18 protein-coding genes and 2 pseudogenes are annotated in these 20452 nt (G+C 69.7%); 14 read left to right on the top strand and 6 right to left on the bottom strand.

Annotated features, from left to right (window positions below):
* The first annotated feature begins 128 nt into the window (after nt 1-128).
* From thyX to QM809_RS15235, 5 genes are all read left to right on the top strand, one after another.
* Nucleotides 129-878 (top strand): FAD-dependent thymidylate synthase, encoded by a 750-nt coding sequence (gene thyX, locus QM809_RS15255; protein WP_415046568.1) that lies wholly within the window; start codon nt 129-131, stop codon nt 876-878.
* A 38-nt stretch (nt 879-916) separates the two neighbouring features.
* Nucleotides 917-1822, top strand: a complete 906-nt coding sequence (gene dapA, locus QM809_RS15250) for a 4-hydroxy-tetrahydrodipicolinate synthase (RefSeq protein ID WP_415046567.1) — start codon at nt 917-919, stop codon at nt 1820-1822.
* Entirely contained in the window at nt 1822-3654 is a 1833-nt protein-coding gene (locus QM809_RS15245) for a ribonuclease J (protein WP_415046566.1), read from the top strand. The genes dapA and QM809_RS15245 overlap by 1 nt, the downstream gene beginning before the upstream one ends.
* Before the next feature lie 137 nt (nt 3655-3791).
* Nucleotides 3792-6911, top strand: coding sequence for a DNA translocase FtsK (locus QM809_RS15240; protein WP_415046565.1), 3120 nt, complete (start codon nt 3792-3794; stop codon nt 6909-6911).
* Nucleotides 6912-7134: 223 nt separating this feature from the next.
* Nucleotides 7135-8133, top strand: a complete 999-nt coding sequence (locus QM809_RS15235; protein ID WP_415046564.1) for a TerC family protein — start codon at nt 7135-7137, stop codon at nt 8131-8133.
* Here the strand turns inward: QM809_RS15235 and QM809_RS15230 are convergent.
* Entirely contained in the window at nt 8090-8377 is a 288-nt protein-coding gene (locus QM809_RS15230) for a YciI family protein (RefSeq protein ID WP_415046563.1), read from the bottom strand. The genes QM809_RS15235 and QM809_RS15230 overlap by 44 nt on opposite strands.
* A 73-nt stretch (nt 8378-8450) precedes the next feature.
* A complete protein-coding gene (locus QM809_RS15225) occupies nt 8451-8984 on the bottom strand; it encodes an amino-acid N-acetyltransferase (RefSeq protein ID WP_415046562.1) in 534 nt (177 codons plus the stop codon).
* Between the two features lie 97 nt (nt 8985-9081).
* Here QM809_RS15225 and pgsA point away from each other — a divergent pair, with 97 nt between their 5' ends.
* The 7 genes and pseudogenes from pgsA (at nt 9082) to QM809_RS15190 (ending at nt 14288) form a co-directional block, all read left to right on the top strand.
* Nucleotides 9082-9705 (top strand): CDP-diacylglycerol--glycerol-3-phosphate 3-phosphatidyltransferase, encoded by a 624-nt coding sequence (gene pgsA / locus QM809_RS15220; RefSeq protein WP_415046561.1) that lies wholly within the window; start codon nt 9082-9084, stop codon nt 9703-9705.
* A 110-nt stretch (nt 9706-9815) separates the two neighbouring features.
* The gene (locus QM809_RS15215) at nt 9816-10103 is read left to right on the top strand and encodes a helix-turn-helix domain-containing protein (protein ID WP_415046560.1); all 288 of its coding nucleotides are present in this window, start codon (nt 9816-9818) and stop codon (nt 10101-10103) included.
* Nucleotides 10104-10152: 49 nt separating this feature from the next.
* Nucleotides 10153-10968, top strand: a complete 816-nt coding sequence (locus QM809_RS15210) for a PspA/IM30 family protein (RefSeq protein ID WP_415046559.1) — start codon at nt 10153-10155, stop codon at nt 10966-10968.
* Nucleotides 10968-12189 (top strand): annotated as a pseudogene (locus tag QM809_RS15205) (glycosyltransferase). Before QM809_RS15210 ends, QM809_RS15205 begins: the two are co-directional and overlap by 1 nt.
* Nucleotides 12190-12384 carry a DUF3046 domain-containing protein gene (locus tag QM809_RS15200; protein WP_415046558.1) on the top strand — a complete coding sequence of 65 codons (195 nt, stop codon included), beginning with the start codon at nt 12190-12192 and terminating at the stop codon, nt 12382-12384.
* A 250-nt stretch (nt 12385-12634) separates the two neighbouring features.
* Nucleotides 12635-13678 carry a recombinase RecA gene (gene recA / locus QM809_RS15195; protein WP_415047110.1) on the top strand — a complete coding sequence of 348 codons (1044 nt, stop codon included), beginning with the start codon at nt 12635-12637 and terminating at the stop codon, nt 13676-13678.
* A gap of 19 nt (nt 13679-13697) precedes the next feature.
* The gene (locus QM809_RS15190) at nt 13698-14288 is read left to right on the top strand and encodes a regulatory protein RecX (protein ID WP_415046557.1); all 591 of its coding nucleotides are present in this window, start codon (nt 13698-13700) and stop codon (nt 14286-14288) included.
* A 107-nt stretch (nt 14289-14395) separates the two neighbouring features.
* On the opposite strand, the pseudogene QM809_RS15185 reads toward QM809_RS15190, so the two are convergent.
* The 4 genes and pseudogenes from QM809_RS15185 to QM809_RS15170 all read right to left on the bottom strand — a co-directional run bounded on the left by QM809_RS15185 (nt 14396) and on the right by QM809_RS15170 (nt 17806).
* A pseudogene (locus tag QM809_RS15185) lies at nt 14396-15329 on the bottom strand (amino acid ABC transporter permease).
* Complete coding sequence (locus QM809_RS15180) at nt 15326-16009, bottom strand: amino acid ABC transporter permease (RefSeq protein WP_415046556.1); 684 nt, start codon at nt 16007-16009, stop codon at nt 15326-15328. The pseudogene QM809_RS15185 and the gene QM809_RS15180 overlap by 4 nt, the downstream one beginning before the upstream one ends.
* A complete protein-coding gene (locus tag QM809_RS15175) occupies nt 16009-17070 on the bottom strand; it encodes a glutamate ABC transporter substrate-binding protein (RefSeq protein ID WP_415046555.1) in 1062 nt (353 codons plus the stop codon). Before QM809_RS15175 ends, QM809_RS15180 begins: the two co-directional genes overlap by 1 nt.
* A gap of 7 nt (nt 17071-17077) precedes the next feature.
* Nucleotides 17078-17806 carry an amino acid ABC transporter ATP-binding protein gene (locus QM809_RS15170; protein ID WP_415047109.1) on the bottom strand — a complete coding sequence of 243 codons (729 nt, stop codon included), beginning with the start codon at nt 17804-17806 and terminating at the stop codon, nt 17078-17080.
* Nucleotides 17807-17960: 154 nt separating this feature from the next.
* On the opposite strand from QM809_RS15170, the gene miaB reads away from it, so the two are divergent.
* Together miaB and QM809_RS15160 are read left to right on the top strand one after the other, a co-directional pair.
* The gene (gene miaB, locus QM809_RS15165) at nt 17961-19550 is read left to right on the top strand and encodes a tRNA (N6-isopentenyl adenosine(37)-C2)-methylthiotransferase MiaB (RefSeq protein ID WP_415046554.1); all 1590 of its coding nucleotides are present in this window, start codon (nt 17961-17963) and stop codon (nt 19548-19550) included.
* A 137-nt stretch (nt 19551-19687) separates the two neighbouring features.
* Entirely contained in the window at nt 19688-20392 is a 705-nt protein-coding gene (locus QM809_RS15160; protein WP_415046553.1) for a hypothetical protein, read from the top strand.
* The last annotated feature ends 60 nt before the right edge of the window (nt 20393-20452 follow it).

Genomic DNA, 20452 nt, shown 5'->3' with positions numbered 1-20452 from the left:
GGGCTGCTCTCGTCGTCGTCCGGGCGGGGGTGGACGATGAGCCCGAGAACAGTCAGCGCCGTCGCGCCCGGGTGATTCGTCCGAGTCGTCGCCGAGTCCCGGCCCGGCAGAAGAAAGTGGAGCACCGAGTGTCCGAGTTGGTCCCCCTCACCGTGCAACTGGTCGCCTCGACCACGTTCGAGGCACCGGACGTGCCGTGGTCGACCGACGCCGACGGCGGTGAGGCGCTGATCGAGTTCGCCGGCCGGGCCTGCTACGAGAGCTGGGACAAGCCGAATCCGCGCACCGCGAGCAACGCCGGCTACCTGCGCCACGTGCTGGAGGTGGGACACACCTCGCTGTTCGAGCACGCCAACGCCACCTTCTACATCACCGGCATCTCGCGGTCGTGCACGCACGAACTCATCCGGCATCGTCACTTCTCCTACTCGCAGCTGTCCCAGCGGTTCGTCCCCGAGCACGACGGCAACGTCGTGGCGCCGCCCGCCATCCGCGGCGACGCCGAACTCGAAGAACTGTTCCTGGCCGCGACCGACGCCAGCCGGGTGGCCTACACCGAGCTGCTGGCCCGCCTGGAGGAGAAGTTCGAGGGCGTGCCGAACGCCATCCTGCGACGGAAGCAGGCGCGGCAGGCGGCGCGTTCGGTGCTGCCGAACGCCACCGAGACCCGGATCGTCGTGACCGGCAACTACCGCGCCTGGCGGCACTTCATCGGCATGCGTGCCACCGAGCACGCCGACGTCGAGATCCGTCAGCTCGCGGTGGAATGCCTGCGGCAGCTGGCGGCCCTCGCGCCCACCGCCTTCGGCGACTTCGAGATCGGGGAACTGGCCGACGGCACGGAGGTCGCCACGTCGCCGTTCGTCTTCGAGGGCTGAGCGATTACCCGTCGGTCGGCTGGGGTAGCCTGAGCGGCATGAATTCGCCTGCCACCGGGCCCGATGCAGCGCCCTTCGGAACGACCTCCGTCGCCATGGTCACCCCCTTCGACAGTGCAGGGAAGGTCGATCTGGACAAGGCCGCGGAACTGGCTCAGCACCTGGTGAACAAGGGACTCGATGCGCTCGTCGTGAACGGGACGACCGGCGAGTCGCCGACCACCACACCGACCGAGAAGAACGACGTGCTCCGCGTGGTGCTGGAGGCCGTCGGCGACCGCGCCCGCGTGGTGCAGGGCGCCGGCAGCTACGACACCGCCGAGACGGTGGCGCGCTGCCGGGAGGCCGCCGAGATCGGCGCGCACGGCCTGCTGATCGTGACCCCGTACTACTCGCGTCCGCCGCAGCGCGGCCTGCTGGCCCACTTCACGACGGTCGCCGACGCCACCGATCTGCCGGTGATGCTCTACGACATCCCGCCGCGGTCGGTGGTGCCCATCGAGACCGACACCATCGTCGAACTCGCCGCGCACCCGAACATCAAGGCCGTCAAGGACGCCAAGGGCGACCTGCACGAGGGCCGCAAGGTGATGGCCCGCACCGACCTGCAGTACTTCAGCGGCGACGACGGCATCAACCTGCCGTGGATGAGCGTCGGCGCCACCGGCGTCGTCAGCGTCGTCGGACATCTGGTGCCCGACCGTCTGAAGGCGCTGCGCGCGGCGGTCGACGCCGCCGATCTGACCACCGCGAACGCTCTCGCCGATTCGATGGCGCCGCTGGTCGACGCGATGTCGCTGGTCGGCGGCGTGACCATGGTCAAGACCGCGCTGCGGCTGACCGGCCTGGACGTCGGCGACCCCCGGCTCCCGCAGGTGCCCGCCGATCCGGAGCAGGTCGAGGCGATCGCCGCGCTGCTGCGTCAGGCGGAGGTGATCTCCTGATGGCCGGATCGCAGCGTCGTCGTTCCTCCCGCCGACCGGCCGGACCGCCCGCGGAGCAGTCCGCCGCCAAGAAGACGCCGAAGACCGATCCCGTGGCCGAGGCGGCCACCGGCGTCGGCATCACCGCCGACCTGATCGACCGGCTCAATACGCCGCCGAAGCTGGTCGAGGGCGGCATGCGGATCGTGGCGCTCGGCGGCATCGGCGAGATCGGCCGCAACATGACGGTCTTCGAGTTCGACGGCCGGATGCTCATCGTCGACTGCGGCGTGCTGTTCCCCGAAGACCAGCAGCCGGGTGTCGACCTGATCCTCCCGGACTTCCGGTACATCGAGGACCGGGTCGCCGAGATCGACGCGATCGTGCTGACCCACGGTCACGAGGATCACATCGGCGCGGTGCCGTTCCTGCTCAAGATGCGCGCCGACATCCCCGTCGTCGGATCGAAGTTCACCCTGGCCCTGGTCGCCGCCAAGTGCCGTGAGCACCGGCTGCGTCCCCGGCTGATCGAGGTCCGCGAGGGCGACCGGCAGCCGTACGGCCCGTTCGACTGCGAGTTCTTCGCCGTGAACCACTCCATCCCGGACGCGCTCGCGGTGGCCATCCGCACCTCGGCGGGGCTGATCCTGCACACCGGCGACATCAAGCTCGATCAGCTGCCGCTGGACAAGCGCCTCACCGACCTGGCCGGCTTCTCCCGGCTCGGCGACGAGGGCGTCGACCTGTTCCTGGTGGACTCGACCAACGCCGAGGTCCCCGGCTTCGTCACACCCGAACGCGAGATCGGCGGCGTGCTCGACACCGTGATCGGCAAGGCGCGCCAGCGGGTGATCGTCGCGTCGTTCGCCAGCCACGTGCATCGGATCCAGCAGATCGTCGACGTCGCCCACCGGCACGGGCGCCGGATCAGCTTCGTCGGCCGCTCGATGGTCCGCAACATGCAGATCGCGCAGGACCTGGGCTACCTGTCGGTGCCCGAGGGCGTCGAGGTGAACATCGACACCGCCGCCACCCTGCCCGACGACAAGCTGGTGCTGATCACCACCGGCAGTCAGGGCGAGCCGCTGTCGGCGCTGTCCCGGATGGCCCGCGGCGAGCACCGGCAGATCAACATCCGCGCCGACGACCTGGTGGTCCTGGCGTCGTCGTTGATCCCGGGCAACGAGAACTCGGTGTTCGCGGTGGTCAACGGCCTCGCTAAGCGGGGCGCGACGGTGATCACGCAGGCCAGCGCCAAGGTGCACGTCTCCGGACACGCCTCGGCGGGTGAACTGCTGTACCTGTACAACGCGGTGCGTCCGTCCAACGCGATGCCGGTGCACGGCGAGTGGCGGCATCTGCGCGCCAACGCCGCGCTGGCCGAGGCCACCGGCGTGCCGTCGGACCGCATCGTGCTGGCCGAGGACGGCGTCACCGTCGACCTGATCGACGGCCGGGCGCGCATCTCCGGCAAGGTCCCGGTCGGGTTCGTCTACGTCGACGGCCTCTCGGTCGGCGACGTCGGCGACTCCACCCTCTCCGATCGGCTGGTGCTGGGGGAGGGTGGTTTCATCGCCATCACCGTCGCCGTCGACGAGCACACCGGTCGCGCGGTGAGCCGCCCGCAGATCTCCGGGCGCGGTTTCTCCGACGATCCGAAGGCGCTCTCGGAGGCCGCGGACCTGGTGGACAAGGCGCTGGAAGAACTGGCCAACGAGGGCGTCACCGATGCGCACCGGATCGCCCAGGGCGTCCGCCGCGTGGTCGGCCGTTGGGTGGCGCAGACCTACCGTCGCCGCCCGATGATCGTGCCCACGGTGCTCGAGGTGGCCGGGGGCGACGACCACGCGTGATCCTCGGCCGTCCGGCGACGTCCGCCGGACGATGCTGTGGTGTGTCCCACATGGTCGGTCACGAATGCGACACGACGACCCGACGCGCGCTGTTGTGGATGTTACTGGAGTGAAGCAAAGGCACTAGGCTTGTCTTCATGGCTTCTCAGGCAAGCACGCGCAGTCGCGCGTCCGGATCCGGTCGCAACACCGGATCCTCGGCCCGCGCAGGCAAGACGACCACCCGCGGCACCTCCGCACGCGCAAGCGGCGGCACCCGCTCGACCTCCGGAAAGCGCGCCGCATCCGGGACCCGGGCGAATTCGGGGAACAAGGCGGGCCGCGGGGGGACCCGGGCCGCCGCGTCCGGCTCGCGCGGGCGCCGGGCTCCGGCCCGGACCAACCGATCACAGGAGCTGCACCGGCAGCCGTCCACGGTCGGCGCGGTCGGCAAGGGGCTGGGGAAGGGCATCTCGGGCGCCTGGAACCTGAGCGCCCGGGGACTGGGCAGTGTGGCCCGGGTCGGGTTGCGGCCCCAGGTGGATCCGGAGGATCCCGACTACGTGATCGAGCATGTGCGCTCACCGCGCCGCGACGGTGCGGCCCTGGCGTTGACGCTGCTCGCCGTCGTGATCGTCGCGGGATTCTGGTTCGGGGTGCCCGGTGCGGCCGGCGCCTTCGTCGAAGTCCTCATCCGCGCCGTGATCGGCTCGCTCGGCTACGTGCTGCCGGTGGTGCTGCTCGCTCTCGCCGTCGTCCTGATGCGCACAGGCGCCAATCCGTCGCGCCGCGCGCGGAACGTCGGCGGGGCGCTGCTCCTCACCCTGTCGGTCCTCGGCCTGGCGCACCTGGTGACCGGAGCCCCCACCGCGGCCGCCGAACGCCCGGAGTCGGCGGGCTTCCTGGGCTACGTGATCGCGTCGCCGCTCACCCAGGCGATCACCCTCTGGCTGTCGGTGCCGGTCTTCGTGCTCTGCGGCGTGGCCGGTCTCGTCGCGCTGAGCGGCCGGACCGTGCGCGAACTGGCCGACGGACTCGCGGCCTACCTCGGCCTGGGCGCCTACCGCTACGACGACGAGGAGTACGACGAGGACGCCTACTACGACGACGGATACGCGGACGACGAGTACGCGGACGGCGAGTACGACGAATCCGAGTACGACGGCATGGACGCCTACGACGCGTACGACGAGCCCGAACCGGATCCGGCGCCGCGCGCCGGTCGACGGGCCCGCACGGCGCGACTCGCGGACGAACCGGACGCCGATCCCGATTACGGCGACCCGTACGACAACTACCCGCCCGACGAGCGCCGCCGAGGCTCGGCGGACCGTCGTGCCTCGGCGCGCACGCCGCGTCGCCCCGTCCAGGACCCGGCCGACCGCCCGGCCCGGCGGCCCGCCCGCCCCACGGCGGGCGCCGACCGCGACGCGCACATGGCGGATCTGTTCACCGAGCCGCTCCTGGACGCCCCGGCCGGCGGGCACGCGACCGATGCGCTCGGCCCCCCGGCGACCCCGCCGGCACTGCCGGATCTGCCCGACCCGCCCTCGCCGCTGCCGGATCTTCCGCCGCTGCCGGAGGCCGTCGCCCCGGCGGCGCCGCGATCTCGCCCGGCGCCGACGCGCCGGAAACCGGCCGCGTCCGCCGACCGCGACGACGCTCCCGCCCGGTCCTGGCCCGTCGCCGTCGACCGTCCCGCCGCCGGGGCGGATGCGGTGCGGCCCGCCGTGCCGAAACCCGCGCCGACGCCCCCGGTCCGGGCCACGGCGGAAGGGGAGTACCAGCTGCCGCCGACCTCGCTGCTGGTCGACGGCGACCCGCCCAGACTCGGGACCTCGACCAACGACGACATGATCGACCGCCTCAACGGCGTGCTCGAACAGTTCAAGGTCGACGCCGCGGTGACCGGCTACACCCGCGGGCCCACCGTGACCCGCTACGAGGTGGAGCTCGGCCCGGCGGTGAAGGTGGAGAAGATCACCCAGCTGCAGCGCAACATCGCCTACGCGGTGGCCACCGACAACGTGCGTCTGCTGGCCCCGATCCCGGGCAAGTCCGCCGTCGGCATCGAGGTGCCCAACGCCGACCGCGAGATGGTCCGACTGGCCGACGTCCTCAACGATCCGGAGACCGCCGCCGATCCGCACCCGATGGTGATCGGTCTGGGCAAGGACATCGAAGGCGACTTCGTCAGCGCGAACCTCGCCAAGATGCCGCACCTGCTGGTGGCCGGCTCCACCGGCTCGGGCAAGTCGAGCTTCGTCAACTCGATGCTGGTCTCGCTGCTCACCCGGGCCAGGCCCGAAGAGGTCCGCCTGATCCTGATCGACCCGAAGATGGTCGAGCTCACCCCGTACGAGGGCGTCCCGCACCTGATCACGCCGATCATCACCGAACCCAAGAAGGCCGCCGCCGCGCTCGCCTGGCTGGTCGAGGAGATGGAGCAGCGCTACCAGGACATGAAGGCCTCCCGCGTCCGGCACATCAACGACTTCAACGCCAAGGTCGTCTCCGGCGAGATCAGCACGCCGCTCGGCTCGGAGCGCGAGTACAAGCCGTACCCGTACATCCTGGCCGTCGTCGACGAGCTCGCGGACCTGATGATGACCGCTCCGCGCGACGTCGAGGAGGCGATCGTGCGCATCACGCAGAAGGCGCGGGCGGCGGGCATCCACCTGGTCCTGGCCACCCAGCGTCCGTCGGTGGACGTGGTGACCGGTCTGATCAAGACCAACGTGCCCTCGCGGCTGGCGTTCGCGACGTCGTCGCTGACCGACTCGCGCGTGATCCTGGACCAGCCCGGCGCCGAGAAGCTGATCGGCATGGGCGACGGCCTGTTCATGCCGATGGGCGCCAACAAGCCGATCCGCATGCAGGGCGCGTTCATCACCGACGAGGAGATCAACGCCGTCGTCGAGTTCGCGCGGGAGCAGTCCGAGCCGGAGTTCGTCGAAGGCGTCACCGCGGCGAAGGCGGGCGACAAGAAGGACGTCGACGCCGACATCGGCAACGACCTCGACGATCTGCTGCAGGCGATCGAACTCGTCGTCTCCAGCCAGTTCGGTTCGACGTCGATGCTGCAGCGCAAACTCCGCGTCGGCTTCGCCAAGGCCGGTCGCCTGATGGATCTGATGGAGACCCGCGGGGTGGTGGGGCCGAGCGAGGGCAGCAAGGCCCGCGAGGTGCTGGTGAAACCGGAGGACCTGGCCGGGGTGATCGCGTCGATCACCGGCGGCGGGGAACCGGAGAGCGAGGACGAGCCGCCGCCGTTCTGATCCTCCCCGCGGCGTCCGGGTCGCGCACTCGGGCGTCGTGGGTATCATGGTCGGCACGATCAGGAGGGGAGTATCCCCCCGACGACGACCCCGTCAATACGCGACGACGACACGCGGCGTGCCGATCACACCGTGAGCGTCGCCGCCGGGACGTCGGTCCGCGCCGCGGACGGGAGAGACCTCCGGCATCGCTTCCCTTGTGTTGCGCGCTGGAGGTTCGACCGTGGAGGTCTCTGCTCTGGTCTGGACGCTCACCGTTCTGGTGATCGCCGGACTCTTCGTCTTCGATTTCTTCTCACACGTGCGGGTGCCGCACGAACCGACGCTGCGCGAGTCCGGATTCTGGACCGTCGTCTACGTCGTCCTCGCCGTGCTCTTCGGCGGTGTCGTCTGGTGGCGGTGGGGCGGTGCCTTCGCTGGCGAGTACTACGCCGGCTACGTGACGGAGAAGGCGTTGTCGGTCGACAACCTCTTCGTCTTCGTGATCATCATGACCAGATTCATGGTGCCGCGGATCCATCAGCAGAAGGTGCTGCTGATGGGCATCGTGATGGCGCTGGTGCTGCGCGCGGGATTCATCGCCGTCGGCGCCGCCGCGATCTCGGCGTTCAGCTGGGTCTTCTACCTGTTCGGCCTGTTCCTGATCCTCACCGCGGTCAACCTGGTCCGGGAGAGCGGTGAACCCGTCGAGCACGAACGGGAACGCGAGGGCCGGATCGAGCGGTTCGCCAAGCGCTTCCTGCGCACCACCGATGTCTACGACGGCGACAGGCTCCTCACCAGGATCGACGGCAGGCGGATGGCGACGCCGCTGCTGCTGGTGCTGATCGTGATCGGTTTCACCGACGTCCTGTTCGCCCTGGACTCGATCCCGGCGATCTACGGCCTCACGCAGGAGCCCTACCTGGTCTTCGCCGCCAACGCGTTCGCGCTGATGGGTCTGCGGCAGCTGTACTTCCTGATCGGCGGTCTGCTCGACAAGCTGATCTACCTCTCCTACGGCCTCTCGTTCATCCTGGGCTTCATCGGCGTCAAGCTGGTGCTGCACGCCCTGCACGAGAACGAACTGCCGTTCGTCAACGGCGGCGAGCACGTGGCGGTCCCGGCGATCTCCACCGGCCTGAGCCTCGCGGTGATCGGCGGCACCCTGGTGCTCACCACCGTGGCGAGTCTGCTGGTCAGTCGTCGCCGAAAGGCCCGCGGAAGTTCATCCACTCCCTGATCCGGGTGTCGGCGATCGCCCCGACGGTCGCGAACGGATCCTTCGCCAGGAGCGCGGCGGCGGCCTCCTCGTCGTCGGCCCGCACGACGAGCAGGGCGCCGCTGCCGTCGAGGTAGGCGCCCACGGCCAGGACGTCCCCGGCGTCGTAGGCCTCGGCCAGCCACGCGCGGTGCACCGGGCGGTGCTCGGTGCGCAGGTCGGCGAGGTCGGGGTCGTAGGTGTACTCCACGGCGTAGTTCGGCATGGTCGGCAGCCTACTCGCCGGGTACGACGGCCGGGTGCGCCCAGAACGATGCGCGCTCAGAGCGGTCGGGCGCTCAGAGGTGGGCGAGCATGCGGGTGTTGCCGAGCGTGTTCGGTTTCACGAAGCTCAGGTCGAGGAACTCGGCGACCCCGGTGTCGTACGAGCGGCACATCTGCTCGTAGACCTCGTGGGTCACCGGGGTGCCCTCGATCTCGGCGAAGCCGTGGCGGGCGAAGAACTCCACCTCGAAGGTGAGGACGAACACGCGCTTGAGCTCCAGTTCCCGGGCGACGTCGAGCAGCTGCGCGACGAGACGGTGACCGACCCCGCGCCCGGACGCGGCCGGGTCGACGGCGACGGTGCGCACCTCGCCCAGATCGGACCACATCACGTGCAGGGCACCGCATCCGAGCACCCGGCCGTCGCTCTCGGCGACCCAGAACTCCTGGATGGACTCGTACAGGGTCACCAGGTTCTTGCCCAGCAGGATCTTGCCCGCGTAGACGTCGATGAGTTCTTTGATCCGGAGGACGTCGGACGTGCGGGCACGGCGCACCGTCACCTCGGAGACCTCGGAGGTGGACTCGGTCGGATGCGTCGTGGACATGACAGACCAGGATAGTCGGCTCGTCCCGCGGTGCGAACACCTCACCGGCGGCGTGCCCCTCGACGCACCCGGCACCGCGTGTCGATAGGCTGTCCGGGTGACCGAACCCGTTCCCCCCGCGCAGCCGCCCGTTCAGACGGCGCCCCTGGTGAACGTGGCGAATGCTCTCACCGTCTTCCGGATCATCCTGGTCCCGGTGTTCGTGGTGGTGTTCTTCGTCGACGACGGGACCTCCGCGTCGTGGCGGATCGGGGCGTTCGTGATCTTCGCCGTGGCCGCGATCACCGATCGGCTCGACGGCAGCATCGCGCGGTCGTGGGGGCTGGTCACCGATTTCGGGAAACTCGCCGATCCGATCGCCGACAAGGCGCTGATCGGTGCCGCGCTGCTCAGTCTGTCGGTGCTCGGCGTCGTCCCGTGGTGGATCACCGTCGTGATCCTGGCCCGGGAGGTGGGGGTCACCCTGCTGCGGTTCTGGGTGATCCGGCACGGCGTCATCGCGGCCAGCAAGGGCGGGAAGCTCAAGACCATGCTGCAGTCCGTCGCCCTCGGTCTGCTGGTGCTGCCGCTGCAGGGCATCGCCTACGACGTCGCAATGTGGATCCTGTACGCCGCGGTGGCGGTGACGATCGTCACCGGACTCGACTACGTCTGGCACGCCCTGAGGATGCGCAGGCGGGCCGCGGAACGACCCCGAGGTCGTGATGGTCGGACTCCCTGAATCGTCGTCGCCCGCGACGCGTCCGCAGGCGAATTCCGATAGGGTCGTTCAGACAGGCTTTCCGCGATGCGCCGCTCGGCGCCGCGGTGGACATCGAGGAGGAGTGGTCGTTGGCACTACTGCTGCGTGAAGCGCTCGGCGACGAACTGCGCCGGCTACGGACCGATCAGGGGCGCACCCTGCGCGAGGTGTCGACCTCGGCGCGGGTGTCGCTGGGGTATCTGTCCGAGGTGGAACGCGGGCAGAAGGAAGCCTCCAGCGAACTGCTCGCCGCGATCTGCGAGGCGCTCGAGACACCGGTCGGCACGGTGCTGACCCACGTCGGCCGCGTGATGACCCCGCAGGTCGTCGAGGTGCTGCCGACCGAGCCCGCCGCCGGCACGCTGGCCGCCGCCTGAACCACGCAAGACCGATCACTCGTCCGCACCGAAGGGGAAGAATCCGACCATGGCGAATCCGTTCGTGAAGTTCTGGCGCTATATGACGGCATGGAGTAACGACCAGATCGATCAGAAGGCCGATCCCCGCATCCAGATCGAGCAGGCGATCGAGGACGCCCAGCGTCAGCACGAGGCCCTGTCGAAGCAGGCCGCCGCGGTCATCGGCAACCAGCGTCAGCTGGAGATGCGCCTCAACCGCCAGCTCGAGGAGATCGAGCGGCTGCAAGGCAACGTGCGGCAGGCGCTGACGCTGGCCGACCAGGCCGCCGCCGCGGGCGACACCCGCAAGGCGACCGAGTACACCAACGCCGCCGAGGCGTTCGCGGCGCAGCTGGTGACCGCCGAGCAGAACGTCGAAGACCTCAAGGTTCTGCACGACCAGTCACTCAACGCGGCGCAGTCGGCCAAGCAGGCCGTCGAGCGCAACGCAATGCAGCTCAAGGGCAAGCTGACCGAGCGCACCAAGCTGCTCAGCCAGCTGGAGCAGGCCAAGATGCAGGAGCAGGTCAGCGCCTCGCTCAACCAGATGAGCGAGTTGACCGCTCCGGGCAACACCCCGAGCCTCGACCAGGTGCGCGAGAAGATCGAGCAGCGCTACGCCACCGCCCTCGGTTCCGCCGAGCTGGCGCAGGACAGCGTCGCGGGCCGGATGGCCGAGATCGAGCAGGCCGGCGTCCAGATGGCCGGTCACGCCCGCCTCGAGCAGATCCGTCAGAGCATGAGCATCGACGCCCCGCGGACGCAGGGGCAGATCGACCCGGGTCAGCCCGGTGCCGGTGCCCAGCAGGGTCAGGCCGCCCCGCGGCGACAGGCCGGCAACTGATTCATGTCGCGTGCGTGGCCGGCTCCGATGCCGGCCACGCTTTCGCGTCTCTGGGGCTGGCCGCGGCGTTCACCGCGGCCGGCGACGAGGCCGTCGTCTACACCGGCCTCCGGTGGCGGGAGGCCGCGGCACGACGCGGCCTCACCGTCCGCGCGCTCCCCGGGCTGGCCGTGCGAGACGGGGAGGACGACGCCGACGCCGGCGCCAAACTGAGCACGCGCGCGGCCCGGATGGCGGTGGAACTGGCGCCGGTGCTGGCTCGAAGACGGAGTCGATCTGGTGGTCGGCGACTCGATCACGCTCGCCGGCGGCTGGGCCGCGGAACTCCTCGGTCTGCCGTGGATCGAACTCTCGTCGCATCCCCTCTACGACCAGTCGCGGGCGCTGCCGCCGATCGGTTCCGGGCTCGATGTCGGGACCGGTCCGATCGGCCGGATCAGGGATGCGGTCCTGCGTGCGCTGAGCGCGCCCGCCGAGGCGACCGGCCGGGCGCAGCGACGGGCCGCCCGCGCCGACATCGGGTTGCCGCCGGAGAGCCGGCCCGCGGCGCGGTTCGTCGCGACCCTGCCGGGTCTGGAGGTCCCGCGCCCGGACTGGCCCGCCCGCACCCACCTGATCGGGCCGCTGTTCTTCGAGCCGACGGACGACGAGTTCGACGTCCCCGACGGTGCCGGACCGCTCGTCGTCGTCTGTCCGTCGACGGCGGTGACCGGCAGTGATGCGCTGGCTCCGGCGGCCCTCGGCGCGCTGGCCGACCTCGCCCCGCGTGACCCGCTCCGTGTCGTGTACTCGGCGCTCGAACCGCCCGCCGGAGCGACCGACGTCCCCGCGGGCCTGGTCTCCGGGCTCGGCCGCCAGGACCGTCTCCTGGCTCGGGCCGACCTGGTGATCTGCGGCGGCGGTCACGGACTGCTCGCCAAGGCGCTCTCCGCCGGAGTGCCGGTGGTGACGGTGCCGGGCGGGGGAGACCAGTGGGAGCTGGCCTGCCGGGTGCAGCGGGCCGGCGCCGGGATCACGGTGCGCCCGGCGACCCGCGAGGCGATCACCGGCGCCGTGCGGACGATCCTGGCCGATCCGTCGTATGCGGCGGCGGCGCGCCGGATCGGGGACACGGTGCGCCAGACGGTCGATCCCGTCGCCGTCGCGCATCGGGCGCTCGACGACGTGCGCTCCGGGAGCGCCGACGACCCGCCCAACGACGACATCCGGAGGAGGAGCTGAATGCGACTGACCGAGTTCACCGAGTTCATGTACGACGAGTTCGGGCGGCGGACCGCCGATGCGATGCTGGTCGACCACGTGATCCTCGACCTGGGCGGCCGGACCGGCGCCGAGGCGATCGAGGCCGGAGTCGACCCGCGCGAGGTCTGGCGTGCCCTGTGCCGGGACTTCGACGTGCCGCGGGAGCGCTGGTGACGTCGCCGATCGTCGTCACCGGGTGAGAGCGGGCGCCGCACCGCTCTCACCTGCCGGTTCCTGCCGGTCGAGCGTCTTCTCCGCCCTCCGACTTGCATTCGAACACATGTTCAATCATCCTGGAGGGGAACCGCACGGCGGGCTGCTGCGTCTAAAGATCGACCGGCCGCAGCAGACCGGAACGGAATTGTCAGAGGGTGCCGCTACCTTGTGAGGCATGGCTGGCAAGAAGACGAATAAAGGAAAGAACATGGCGCTCTCACCGGATCGCGAGAAGGCCCTGGGCCTGGCTCTCGCGCAGATCGAGAAGAACTACGGCAAGGGCTCGGTCATGCGGCTGGGCGAGGACAGTCGTCCGCCGATGGAGGTGATCCCGACCGGCTCGGTCGCGCTCGACGTCGCACTCGGCGTGGGCGGTCTGCCGCGCGGCCGGATCGTGGAGATCTACGGTCCGGAGTCCTCGGGTAAGACCACCGTCGCACTCCACGCGGTCGCCAGTGCGCAGGCCGCCGGCGGCACCGCGGCGTTCATCGACGCCGAGCACGCGCTCGACCCGGAGTACGCCGCGAAGCTGGGCGTCGACATCGATTCGCTGCTGGTCTCCCAGCCCGACACCGGTGAGCAGGCGCTGGAGATCGCCGACATGCTGATCCGTTCGGGAGCCCTGGACATCCTGGTGGTCGACTCGGTCGCCGCGCTGGTGCCCAAGGCCGAGATCGAGGGCGAGATGGGCGACAGCCACGTTGGTCTGCAGGCCCGGCTGATGAGTCAGGCGCTGCGCAAGATGACCTCCGGACTGAACAACTCGAACACCACCGCGATCTTCATCAACCAGTTGCGCGAGAAGATCGGCGTCATGTTCGGCTCGCCGGAGACCACGACCGGCGGCAAGGCGCTCAAGTTCTACGCCTCGGTGCGTCTGGACGTGCGCCGCATCGAGACCCTCAAGGACGGCACCGACGCCGTGGGCAACCGCACCCGCGTCAAGGTGGTCAAGAACAAGGTCGCGCCGCCGTTCAAGCAGGCCGAGTTCGACATCCTCTACGGCCACGGCATCAGCCGCGAGGGCTCGCTGATCGACATGGGCGTCGCCGAGGGCTTCATCCGCAAGTCCGGCTCCTGGTACACCTACGAGGGCGACCAGCTGGGGCAGGGCAAGGAGAACGCCCGCAAGTTCCTGCTGGAGAACCCGGACATCGCCGCGGAGATCGAGCTCAAGATCAAGAGCAAGCTCGGCATCGGCCCGAACCTCTCCGAGGTCGACGAGCCGGTCCCGGCCCCGGTCGACTTCTGACCTGATCGGCAGCGGACCGATGACCGACGACGATTCCGGCACCGGCGACTCCCGCGCGCCCCGGCGGCGGTCCCGCCGCCGGGGCGACGGTGAGGCGCCGGACCGGGGCGAGGCGGTCTCGACGGGTCCGTCCGCCTGGGATGCCGCGTTGCGGCTCCTGGGCGTGCGGGCGCGCAGCGCCGCCGAGATCCGCGAACGACTCGCTCGGCGCGGTTTCGAGGAGGACACCGTCGAGGACGTGCTGCGCCGCCTCACCGAGTCCGGCCTGATCGACGACGCCGACTTCGCCCACCAGTGGGTCCAGTCGCGGCACCACCACTCGGGCCGGGGCCGTCTGGCCCTCCGGCGTGAACTGCGCACCAAGGGCGTCGAGGCGCACACGATCGAGGAGGCGCTCGCCGCGGTCGAGCCCGAGGACGAGCGTGCGCAGGCGGCGGCGCTGGCCGCGAAGAAGCTGGCCTCGTCGTCGTTGGACCTGACCGATCGTGACGACCGCGCCAAGGCCTACCGGCGGCTGTCCGGGGCCCTGGGGCGCCGCGGGTTCCCGCCGGACGTGATCTCGTCGGTGGTCTCCGAGACCCTTCGGGAGGCGGCCGCCTCGGCGTCGTGACCTTCTGCACCAGCCATGTCACACCCGTGACAGACCTGTGGCGCCTCTGCTCGTCGAGCGAGCAGAGGCGCCACACGTCGTCGTGACGACCGGACGGAAAACCGGACCTAGAACTGCCGATCCGGATGGTTCGGCTTCTCCGGGTGCTCGGTGCCGGAGAAGCCCGGCACGTTCTCCATCGCCTGCAGGTCGGCGACGTCGGGATCGGGGACATCACGCTTGCGGCGTCCGCCGCGCAGGCGCTTCTCCAGATAGTTCGCCAGACCGGTCAACGCGAAGTTGATGACGATCATGATCGCCGCGACCACCAGCAACGCCGGCAGGTAGTTGCCGAAGTACGACGCCGACTTGATCCCGGACCGGACCACCTCGATGTAGCCGACCATGTAACCCAGGGCGCTGTCCTTCAGCGCGACCACCATCTGCGCCACGAGGGCGGGCAGCATCGCGGTGACCGCCTGCGGGAGCAGCACGATCATCATGGTCTGCGATTTGCGCATGCCGATCGACTGGGCCGCCTCGGTCTGGCCCCGCGGCAGCGACTCGATGCCGGCCCGGAGGATCTCGGCGATCACCGAACCGTTGTAGATCGTCAGACCGAAGACCACCGCCGCGAAGGCCAGCTGCGACGACGGGAACAGCGCGTACGCCGCGAACAGGTAGTAGGCGAAGAAGATGAGGATCAGCACCGGGATCGCCCGGAACGCCTCGACGACGGTTCCGCACACGGTGCGCACCCAGGCGTGATCGGACAGGCGTCCGATCCCCAGCAGCGTGCCCAGGGCGATCGCCAGGACGATCGAGAGTCCCGCCGCTTTGACGGTGCCCCAGAATGCCGGGCAGGATCCACGTGGTCCAGGTCGACCACTGGACGAAGGGCTCCCACTTCTCGGCGGTCAGCTGGCCGTTGCCCGCCAGCACCGCGATGATCCACGCCAGCAGCGCGATCACCGCCACCGCGAAGACCACCGTGATGATCTTGTTGCGCAGCCTGGCCTTGGGCCCGGGGGCGTCGTACAGGACTGTTGCGTTGGCACTCATCGCTTCACCGCCCAGCGTTTGGCCGCCCAGCCGAAGGCGGCGCCCTCGGCGAGCGTGATGATCATGAAACCGACCGCGAAGACGGCGAAGATGACGAGGATCTGATCGGAGAAGTTCTCCAGGTCTTCCTTCATCAGGAGCGAGGCCTCGGCCACGCCGATCACCGAGGCGATCGTGGTGTTCTTGGTGAGGGCGATCAGGACCGAGCCCAACGGCGCGATCACCGCGCGCAACGCCTGCGGGAGGATGATCAGCCCGAAGACCTGCGAGAAGCCCAGCCCGATGGAGCGGGCGGCCTCGGCCTGACCGAGCGGCACGGTGTTGAACCCGGCTCGCAGGGTCTCGCACACGAACGTCGCCGTGTACAGGATGAAGGCGAGGACCGCGAGACGGAAGTTGTTGTTCTGGGTGAAGTCCGCGTCGTTGGCGGCGAGGGCCACACCGAGGTTCTGGTACAGCCCGAACGAGCACAGCAGGACGATCAGCGTCAGGGGGGTGTTGCGGACGACGTTGACGTAGACCGTCGCGAAGCCGCGCATCACCGGCACCGGCGACACCTTCATGGCGGCGAGCAGGATGCCCCAGATCAGTGCGCCGAGGGCGGACCAGAACATCAGCTGGATGGTGACCCAGAAGGCGGGCCACAGCTGTGGCCCCATCTCTTGCCAGAGTTCGCTCACTATTTCATTCCTTCCGGGCACGGTGTGGGCGCGGAGTCGACGAAGCTCAGGTCACCGACCGGCGGGACGAACGTGTACACCGATCCCGGTGCGTTCGCGCGGGTGATCATCTCGTCGACGGTCTCGTCGCCGAGGGCGTCGCGCAGGCTCTTCTCCCACGGCGAGACGCCGCCTCCGGCGGGGACCTCCATCATCGTCTTGAGTGCGGCGTCGACCTTCTCGACGGCTCCCGGGAAGTCCTTGGACATGCCAATGCCGTACCGCTCGGTGGAGAACGGCGATCCGGACTTCTTGAGGACGAGGGCCTCGGCGCCGTCGATCTTGCCTTTGACGCAGACGTCTTCGGGGTAGGTCATGGGCACGAGCTTGAACTCGTCCTTCCAGCGGTTGGAGTAGCCGGCGAGGATGATCTCGTCGGTGGTCACCGCGTCGACCTTGCCGCGGCGCAGCGCCTCCACACACGAGGAGTACGAGTCGTACTCCTGCAGCTGCACGTTCGGGAGCAGGGCCTTCACGTTCTGCGCCGGCGTCGAGCCGGTGACCGAACAGAGCTTCTTCCCGTTGCCCAGGTCCGTCAGCGAGCGGACGGAGTCGTCGTCCTTGCGGGTGAGCAGTCCCTGGTAGGTGATCAGGTACGGCCCGGCGAACGCGACGTCCTTCATCCGGGCGGCGGTGATCGAATAGGTGGCCGCGATGGTGTCCACCTCGCCGTTGCGGATGAACGTCTCGCGCTGCGCCGACGGGGTCTCCTTCCACGTGATCTCCGGGTGCGGCACGCCCATCCGGTCGGCGAGCGTGTTCACCACGAAGGTGGAGACCGAGGCGTCGAAGCCGGTGATCGCGCCGCCGGGGTTCTGCAGACCGAGGCCGGGCTGGTCGTACTTGGTGCCGAGCACCACGTTCCCGGACCGGATGTCGGCTTCGAGGTCGCGGGGGCCGGTGCTGCCACAGGCGGTGGCGGTGGCGGCGAGGACGCCGGCGGCCACCGTGAGCGCGGTGATCCGGCGCAGGGGCGACCGGCCGCCGCGGGTGCGCCCCGGCCGCGGGGATCGTCGTGTCATGTCCATGTCAGTGACCCAGGATCTTGGAGAGGAAGTCGCGGGCGCGTTCGGACTTCGGTGCGGAGAAGAAGCTCTCCGGATCGGTGTCCTCCACCAGCTGGCCGTCGGCCATGAACAGGATGCGGTCGGCGGCCTTGCGCGCGAAGCCCATCTCGTGGGTCACCACGACCATGGTCATGCCCTCGCGGGCCAGCGAGACCATCACGTCGAGCACCTCGCTGACCATCTCCGGGTCGAGCGCGGACGTCGGCTCGTCGAAGAGCATCACCTTGGGGGCCATCGCGAGGGATCGGGCGATGGCCACGCGCTGCTGCTGCCCGCCGGAGAGCTGCGCCGGATACTTGTCCTTCTGGGAGGCCACCCCGACCCGTTCGAGCAGTTCGACGGCGCGCTTCTCGGCGTCGGCCTTGGGCATCTTGCGGACCTTGATCGGGCCCAGCGTGACGTTCTCCAGGATCGTCTTGTGCGCGAAGAGGTTGAACGACTGGAACACCATGCCGACGTCGGCGCGCAGCCGGGCGAGCTCCTTGCCCTCGGAGGGCAGCAGACCGCCCTCGATGCGGATCTCGCCGTCGTCGATGGGTTCGAGGCGGTTGATGGTGCGGCACAGGGTCGATTTGCCCGAACCCGACGGCCCGAGGACGACGACGACCTGGCCGCGGGGGATAGCCAGATCGATGTTCTGGAGGACATGGAGGTCGCCGTAGTGTTTCTGCACGCCCTTCATGGCGATCATGGCGGTGTCGCTCGATGGTGTCATGGTTGGTGACCCTAACGCGGTGGGTCGCCACTGTCCCGGGGACTCGCCAAAGGTTGATCGAACGGAAACGCGCATGCGCGCGGGTGCCGGTGGGTTTCAGTCGATTTGCCATCGTCCGTACCCTGGAAGGGTGAGCAGTGCACTGGAAGAACGCGTCGGCATCGAGGTCACGGACGCGCAGCGGTCGTACTCGGTGCGCACCTACGGATGCCAGATGAACGTGCACGATTCCGAGCGCATCTCGGGTCTTCTCGAGGACGCCGGTTACGTGCGGGCCGAACCGGATGCGGAGGCCGATCTGGTGGTCTTCAACACCTGCGCCATCCGGGAGAACGCCGACAACAAGCTGTACGGCAACCTCTCGCATCTGGCGCCGGTCAAGGAGCGCCGTCCCGGCATGCAGATCGCCGTCGGCGGCTGCCTCGCCCAGAAGGACAAGGACACGGTGCTGCGGAGGGCGCCGTGGGTCGACGTCGTCTTCGGCACGCACAACATCGGTTCGCTGCCGGTGCTCCTGGAGCGGGCGCGGCACAACGACGACGCCCAGGTGGAGATCCTCGACTCGCTCGAAGCGTTCCCGTCCACGCTGCCGGCCAAACGCGAGTCCGCCTACGCGGGCTGGGTGTCGGTGTCGGTGGGCTGCAACAACACGTGCACCTTCTGCATCGTGCCGTCGCTGCGGGGCAAGGAGGTCGACCGCCGTCCCGGCGACGTGCTGGCCGAGGTCCAGGCGCTCGTCGAGCAGGGGGTGCTGGAGGTGACGCTGCTGGGGCAGAACGTGAACGCCTACGGGATGTCGTTCGCCGATCCGGACACGCCGCGCAACCGCGGCGCCTTCGGCGAACTGCTGCGGGCCTGCGGTGACATCGAGGGCCTCGAGCGGGTCCGGTTCACCTCGCCGCACCCGGCCGAGTTCACCGACGACGTGATCGAGGCGATGGCGCAGACGCCGAACATCTGCCCGCAGCTGCACATGCCGCTGCAGTCCGGTTCGGACCGGATCCTCAAGGCAATGCGTCGCAGTTACCGACGGACCAAGTTCCTCGGGATCCTCGAGCGGGTGCGCGCGGCAATGCCGCACGCCGCGATCACCACCGACATCATCGTGGGTTTCCCGGGGGAGACCGAGGAGGACTTCCAGCAGACCCTCGAGGTGGTCGAGGCCGCCCGCTTCTCCAGCGCGTTCACCTTCCAGTACTCGCCGCGGCCGGGCACCCCGGCGGCGACGATGGACGAGCAGGTGCCGCCTGCGGTGGTCAAGGACCGCTACCAGCGGCTGATCGCGCTGCAGGAGCGGATCTGCCTGGAGGAGAACGTCAAGCTGGTCGGCACCGAGGCGGAACTGCTGGTGGTGGCCGACGAGGGCCGCAAGAGTTCGGCGACCGGCCGGATGACGGGCCGGGCCCGCGACGGACGGCTCGTGCACTTCCGGCCGAACGCCGCGGCGAGCGAACCCGGCGCGCAGGGCGCCGAGCTCGCGGCCGCGGCCATCCGGCCGGGCGACGTGGTGCATTCGGTGATCACCGAGGCCGCGCCGCACCATCTGGTCGCCGACGGCGGGATCACCGCGCATCGTCGTACCCGGGCCGGTGACGCCCACGAACGCGGCGCGACCCCGACCACCGCACCGGTCGGCGTGGGCCTCGGCCTGCCGACCCTGGGACGCAAACCGGTCTCGGCCGAACCGGTGGGCGCGTGCGGCGGCGGTGCATGCGGATGAGCGACGGGGCCGACGACGCCGGGAGCGCAGCGAGCGGGTCGCGTGAGACCGACGCCGGGAGCGCAGCGAGCGGGTCGCAGGATTCTGATGCCGGGAGCGCAGCGCGCGGTCCCGCAGAGAAGGGGAGTGGACAGCCGATGAGTGAGAACGACCGAGTCGGGGGTGCGACGACCGCCGGGCAGGACCGGGAGACGCTGCGCGCCTACGAGAAGGATCTGCGGAGCGCTGAACGGAAGGTGGCGGGTGAGATCGATCCCGGGGTCCGGGCGGTGGTGGTCGCGGCGCTGGTGATGGTCGCGCTGCTCTCGCTGGTGCTTCCGCACGCCGGTGACGCCACCGGTATCGACGTGCTCACGATGTCGGAGACCGCGGATGCGCAGCGGATCGCGTTGCCGTCGCAGATCTTCACGTGGCTGCTCGCGGTGTTCGGGATCGGTTTCTCAATGCTGGCGCTGCTGACCCGGCGCTGGGTGCTGGCGTGGGTCGCGTTGTGCGGCAGCGCGGTGGCGTCGGTGGCGGGCATGCTGGCGATCTGGACGCGGAACACGGTGGGCGTCGGCGGTATCGAGCCGCCGAGCGGTCCGGGTGCCGGTCTGATCCTGGGCTGGTTGACCGCGATCGTGCTGACCTTCCACTGGTCGCGGGTGGTGTGGGCGCGCAGCGCCTACCACATGGCGCTGGAGACCGAGCGCCGCGAGCAGGCCGCGATCGCCGAGGCGTTCTACTCGGCGCTGCGGGAGAAGCAGTCGTCGAGACGGAAGCGCTCGGCGCCGCGGAACGCCGGCGCCCCGGGCGAGCGTTCCGGCGACGACGCCCCGGACGTCGATCCGGGCGAGAGCTGAGTCCCCCGGTCATCCGGGACACGGACGACGACCAGACGAACGACGGAGGGCGCCCCGGAT

The organism is Gordonia sp. (in: high G+C Gram-positive bacteria) (assembly GCF_047600385.1).
Lineage (GTDB): Bacteria > Actinomycetota > Actinomycetes > Mycobacteriales > Mycobacteriaceae > Gordonia.
Note: the sequence above shows the minus strand (reverse complement) of the source record. Positions and strands in the feature narration are given on the sequence as shown.

What these genes read in the sequence shown, in the direction of transcription:
- QM809_RS15200 (WP_415046558.1), top strand. Translation starts at nt 12,190, where the DNA reads ATGCGACTGACCGAGTTCACCGAGTTCATGTACGACGAGTTCGGGCGG.
- recA (WP_415047110.1), top strand. Translation starts at nt 12,635, where the DNA reads ATGGCGCTCTCACCGGATCGCGAGAAGGCCCTGGGCCTGGCTCTCGCG.
- QM809_RS15240 (WP_415046565.1), top strand. Translation starts at nt 3,792, where the DNA reads ATGGCTTCTCAGGCAAGCACGCGCAGTCGCGCGTCCGGATCCGGTCGC.
- QM809_RS15225 (WP_415046562.1), bottom strand. Translation starts at nt 8,984, where the DNA reads ATGTCCACGACGCATCCGACCGAGTCCACCTCCGAGGTCTCCGAGGTG.
- dapA (WP_415046567.1), top strand. Translation starts at nt 917, where the DNA reads ATGAATTCGCCTGCCACCGGGCCCGATGCAGCGCCCTTCGGAACGACC.
- QM809_RS15230 (WP_415046563.1), bottom strand. Translation starts at nt 8,377, where the DNA reads ATGCCGAACTACGCCGTGGAGTACACCTACGACCCCGACCTCGCCGAC.
- QM809_RS15190 (WP_415046557.1), top strand. Translation starts at nt 13,698, where the DNA reads ATGACCGACGACGATTCCGGCACCGGCGACTCCCGCGCGCCCCGGCGG.
- QM809_RS15170 (WP_415047109.1), bottom strand. Translation starts at nt 17,806, where the DNA reads ATGATCGCCATGAAGGGCGTGCAGAAACACTACGGCGACCTCCATGTC.
- QM809_RS15160 (WP_415046553.1), top strand. Translation starts at nt 19,688, where the DNA reads ATGAGTGAGAACGACCGAGTCGGGGGTGCGACGACCGCCGGGCAGGAC.
- QM809_RS15245 (WP_415046566.1), top strand. Translation starts at nt 1,822, where the DNA reads ATGGCCGGATCGCAGCGTCGTCGTTCCTCCCGCCGACCGGCCGGACCG.
- QM809_RS15175 (WP_415046555.1), bottom strand. Translation starts at nt 17,070, where the DNA reads ATGACACGACGATCCCCGCGGCCGGGGCGCACCCGCGGCGGCCGGTCG.
- QM809_RS15210 (WP_415046559.1), top strand. Translation starts at nt 10,153, where the DNA reads ATGGCGAATCCGTTCGTGAAGTTCTGGCGCTATATGACGGCATGGAGT.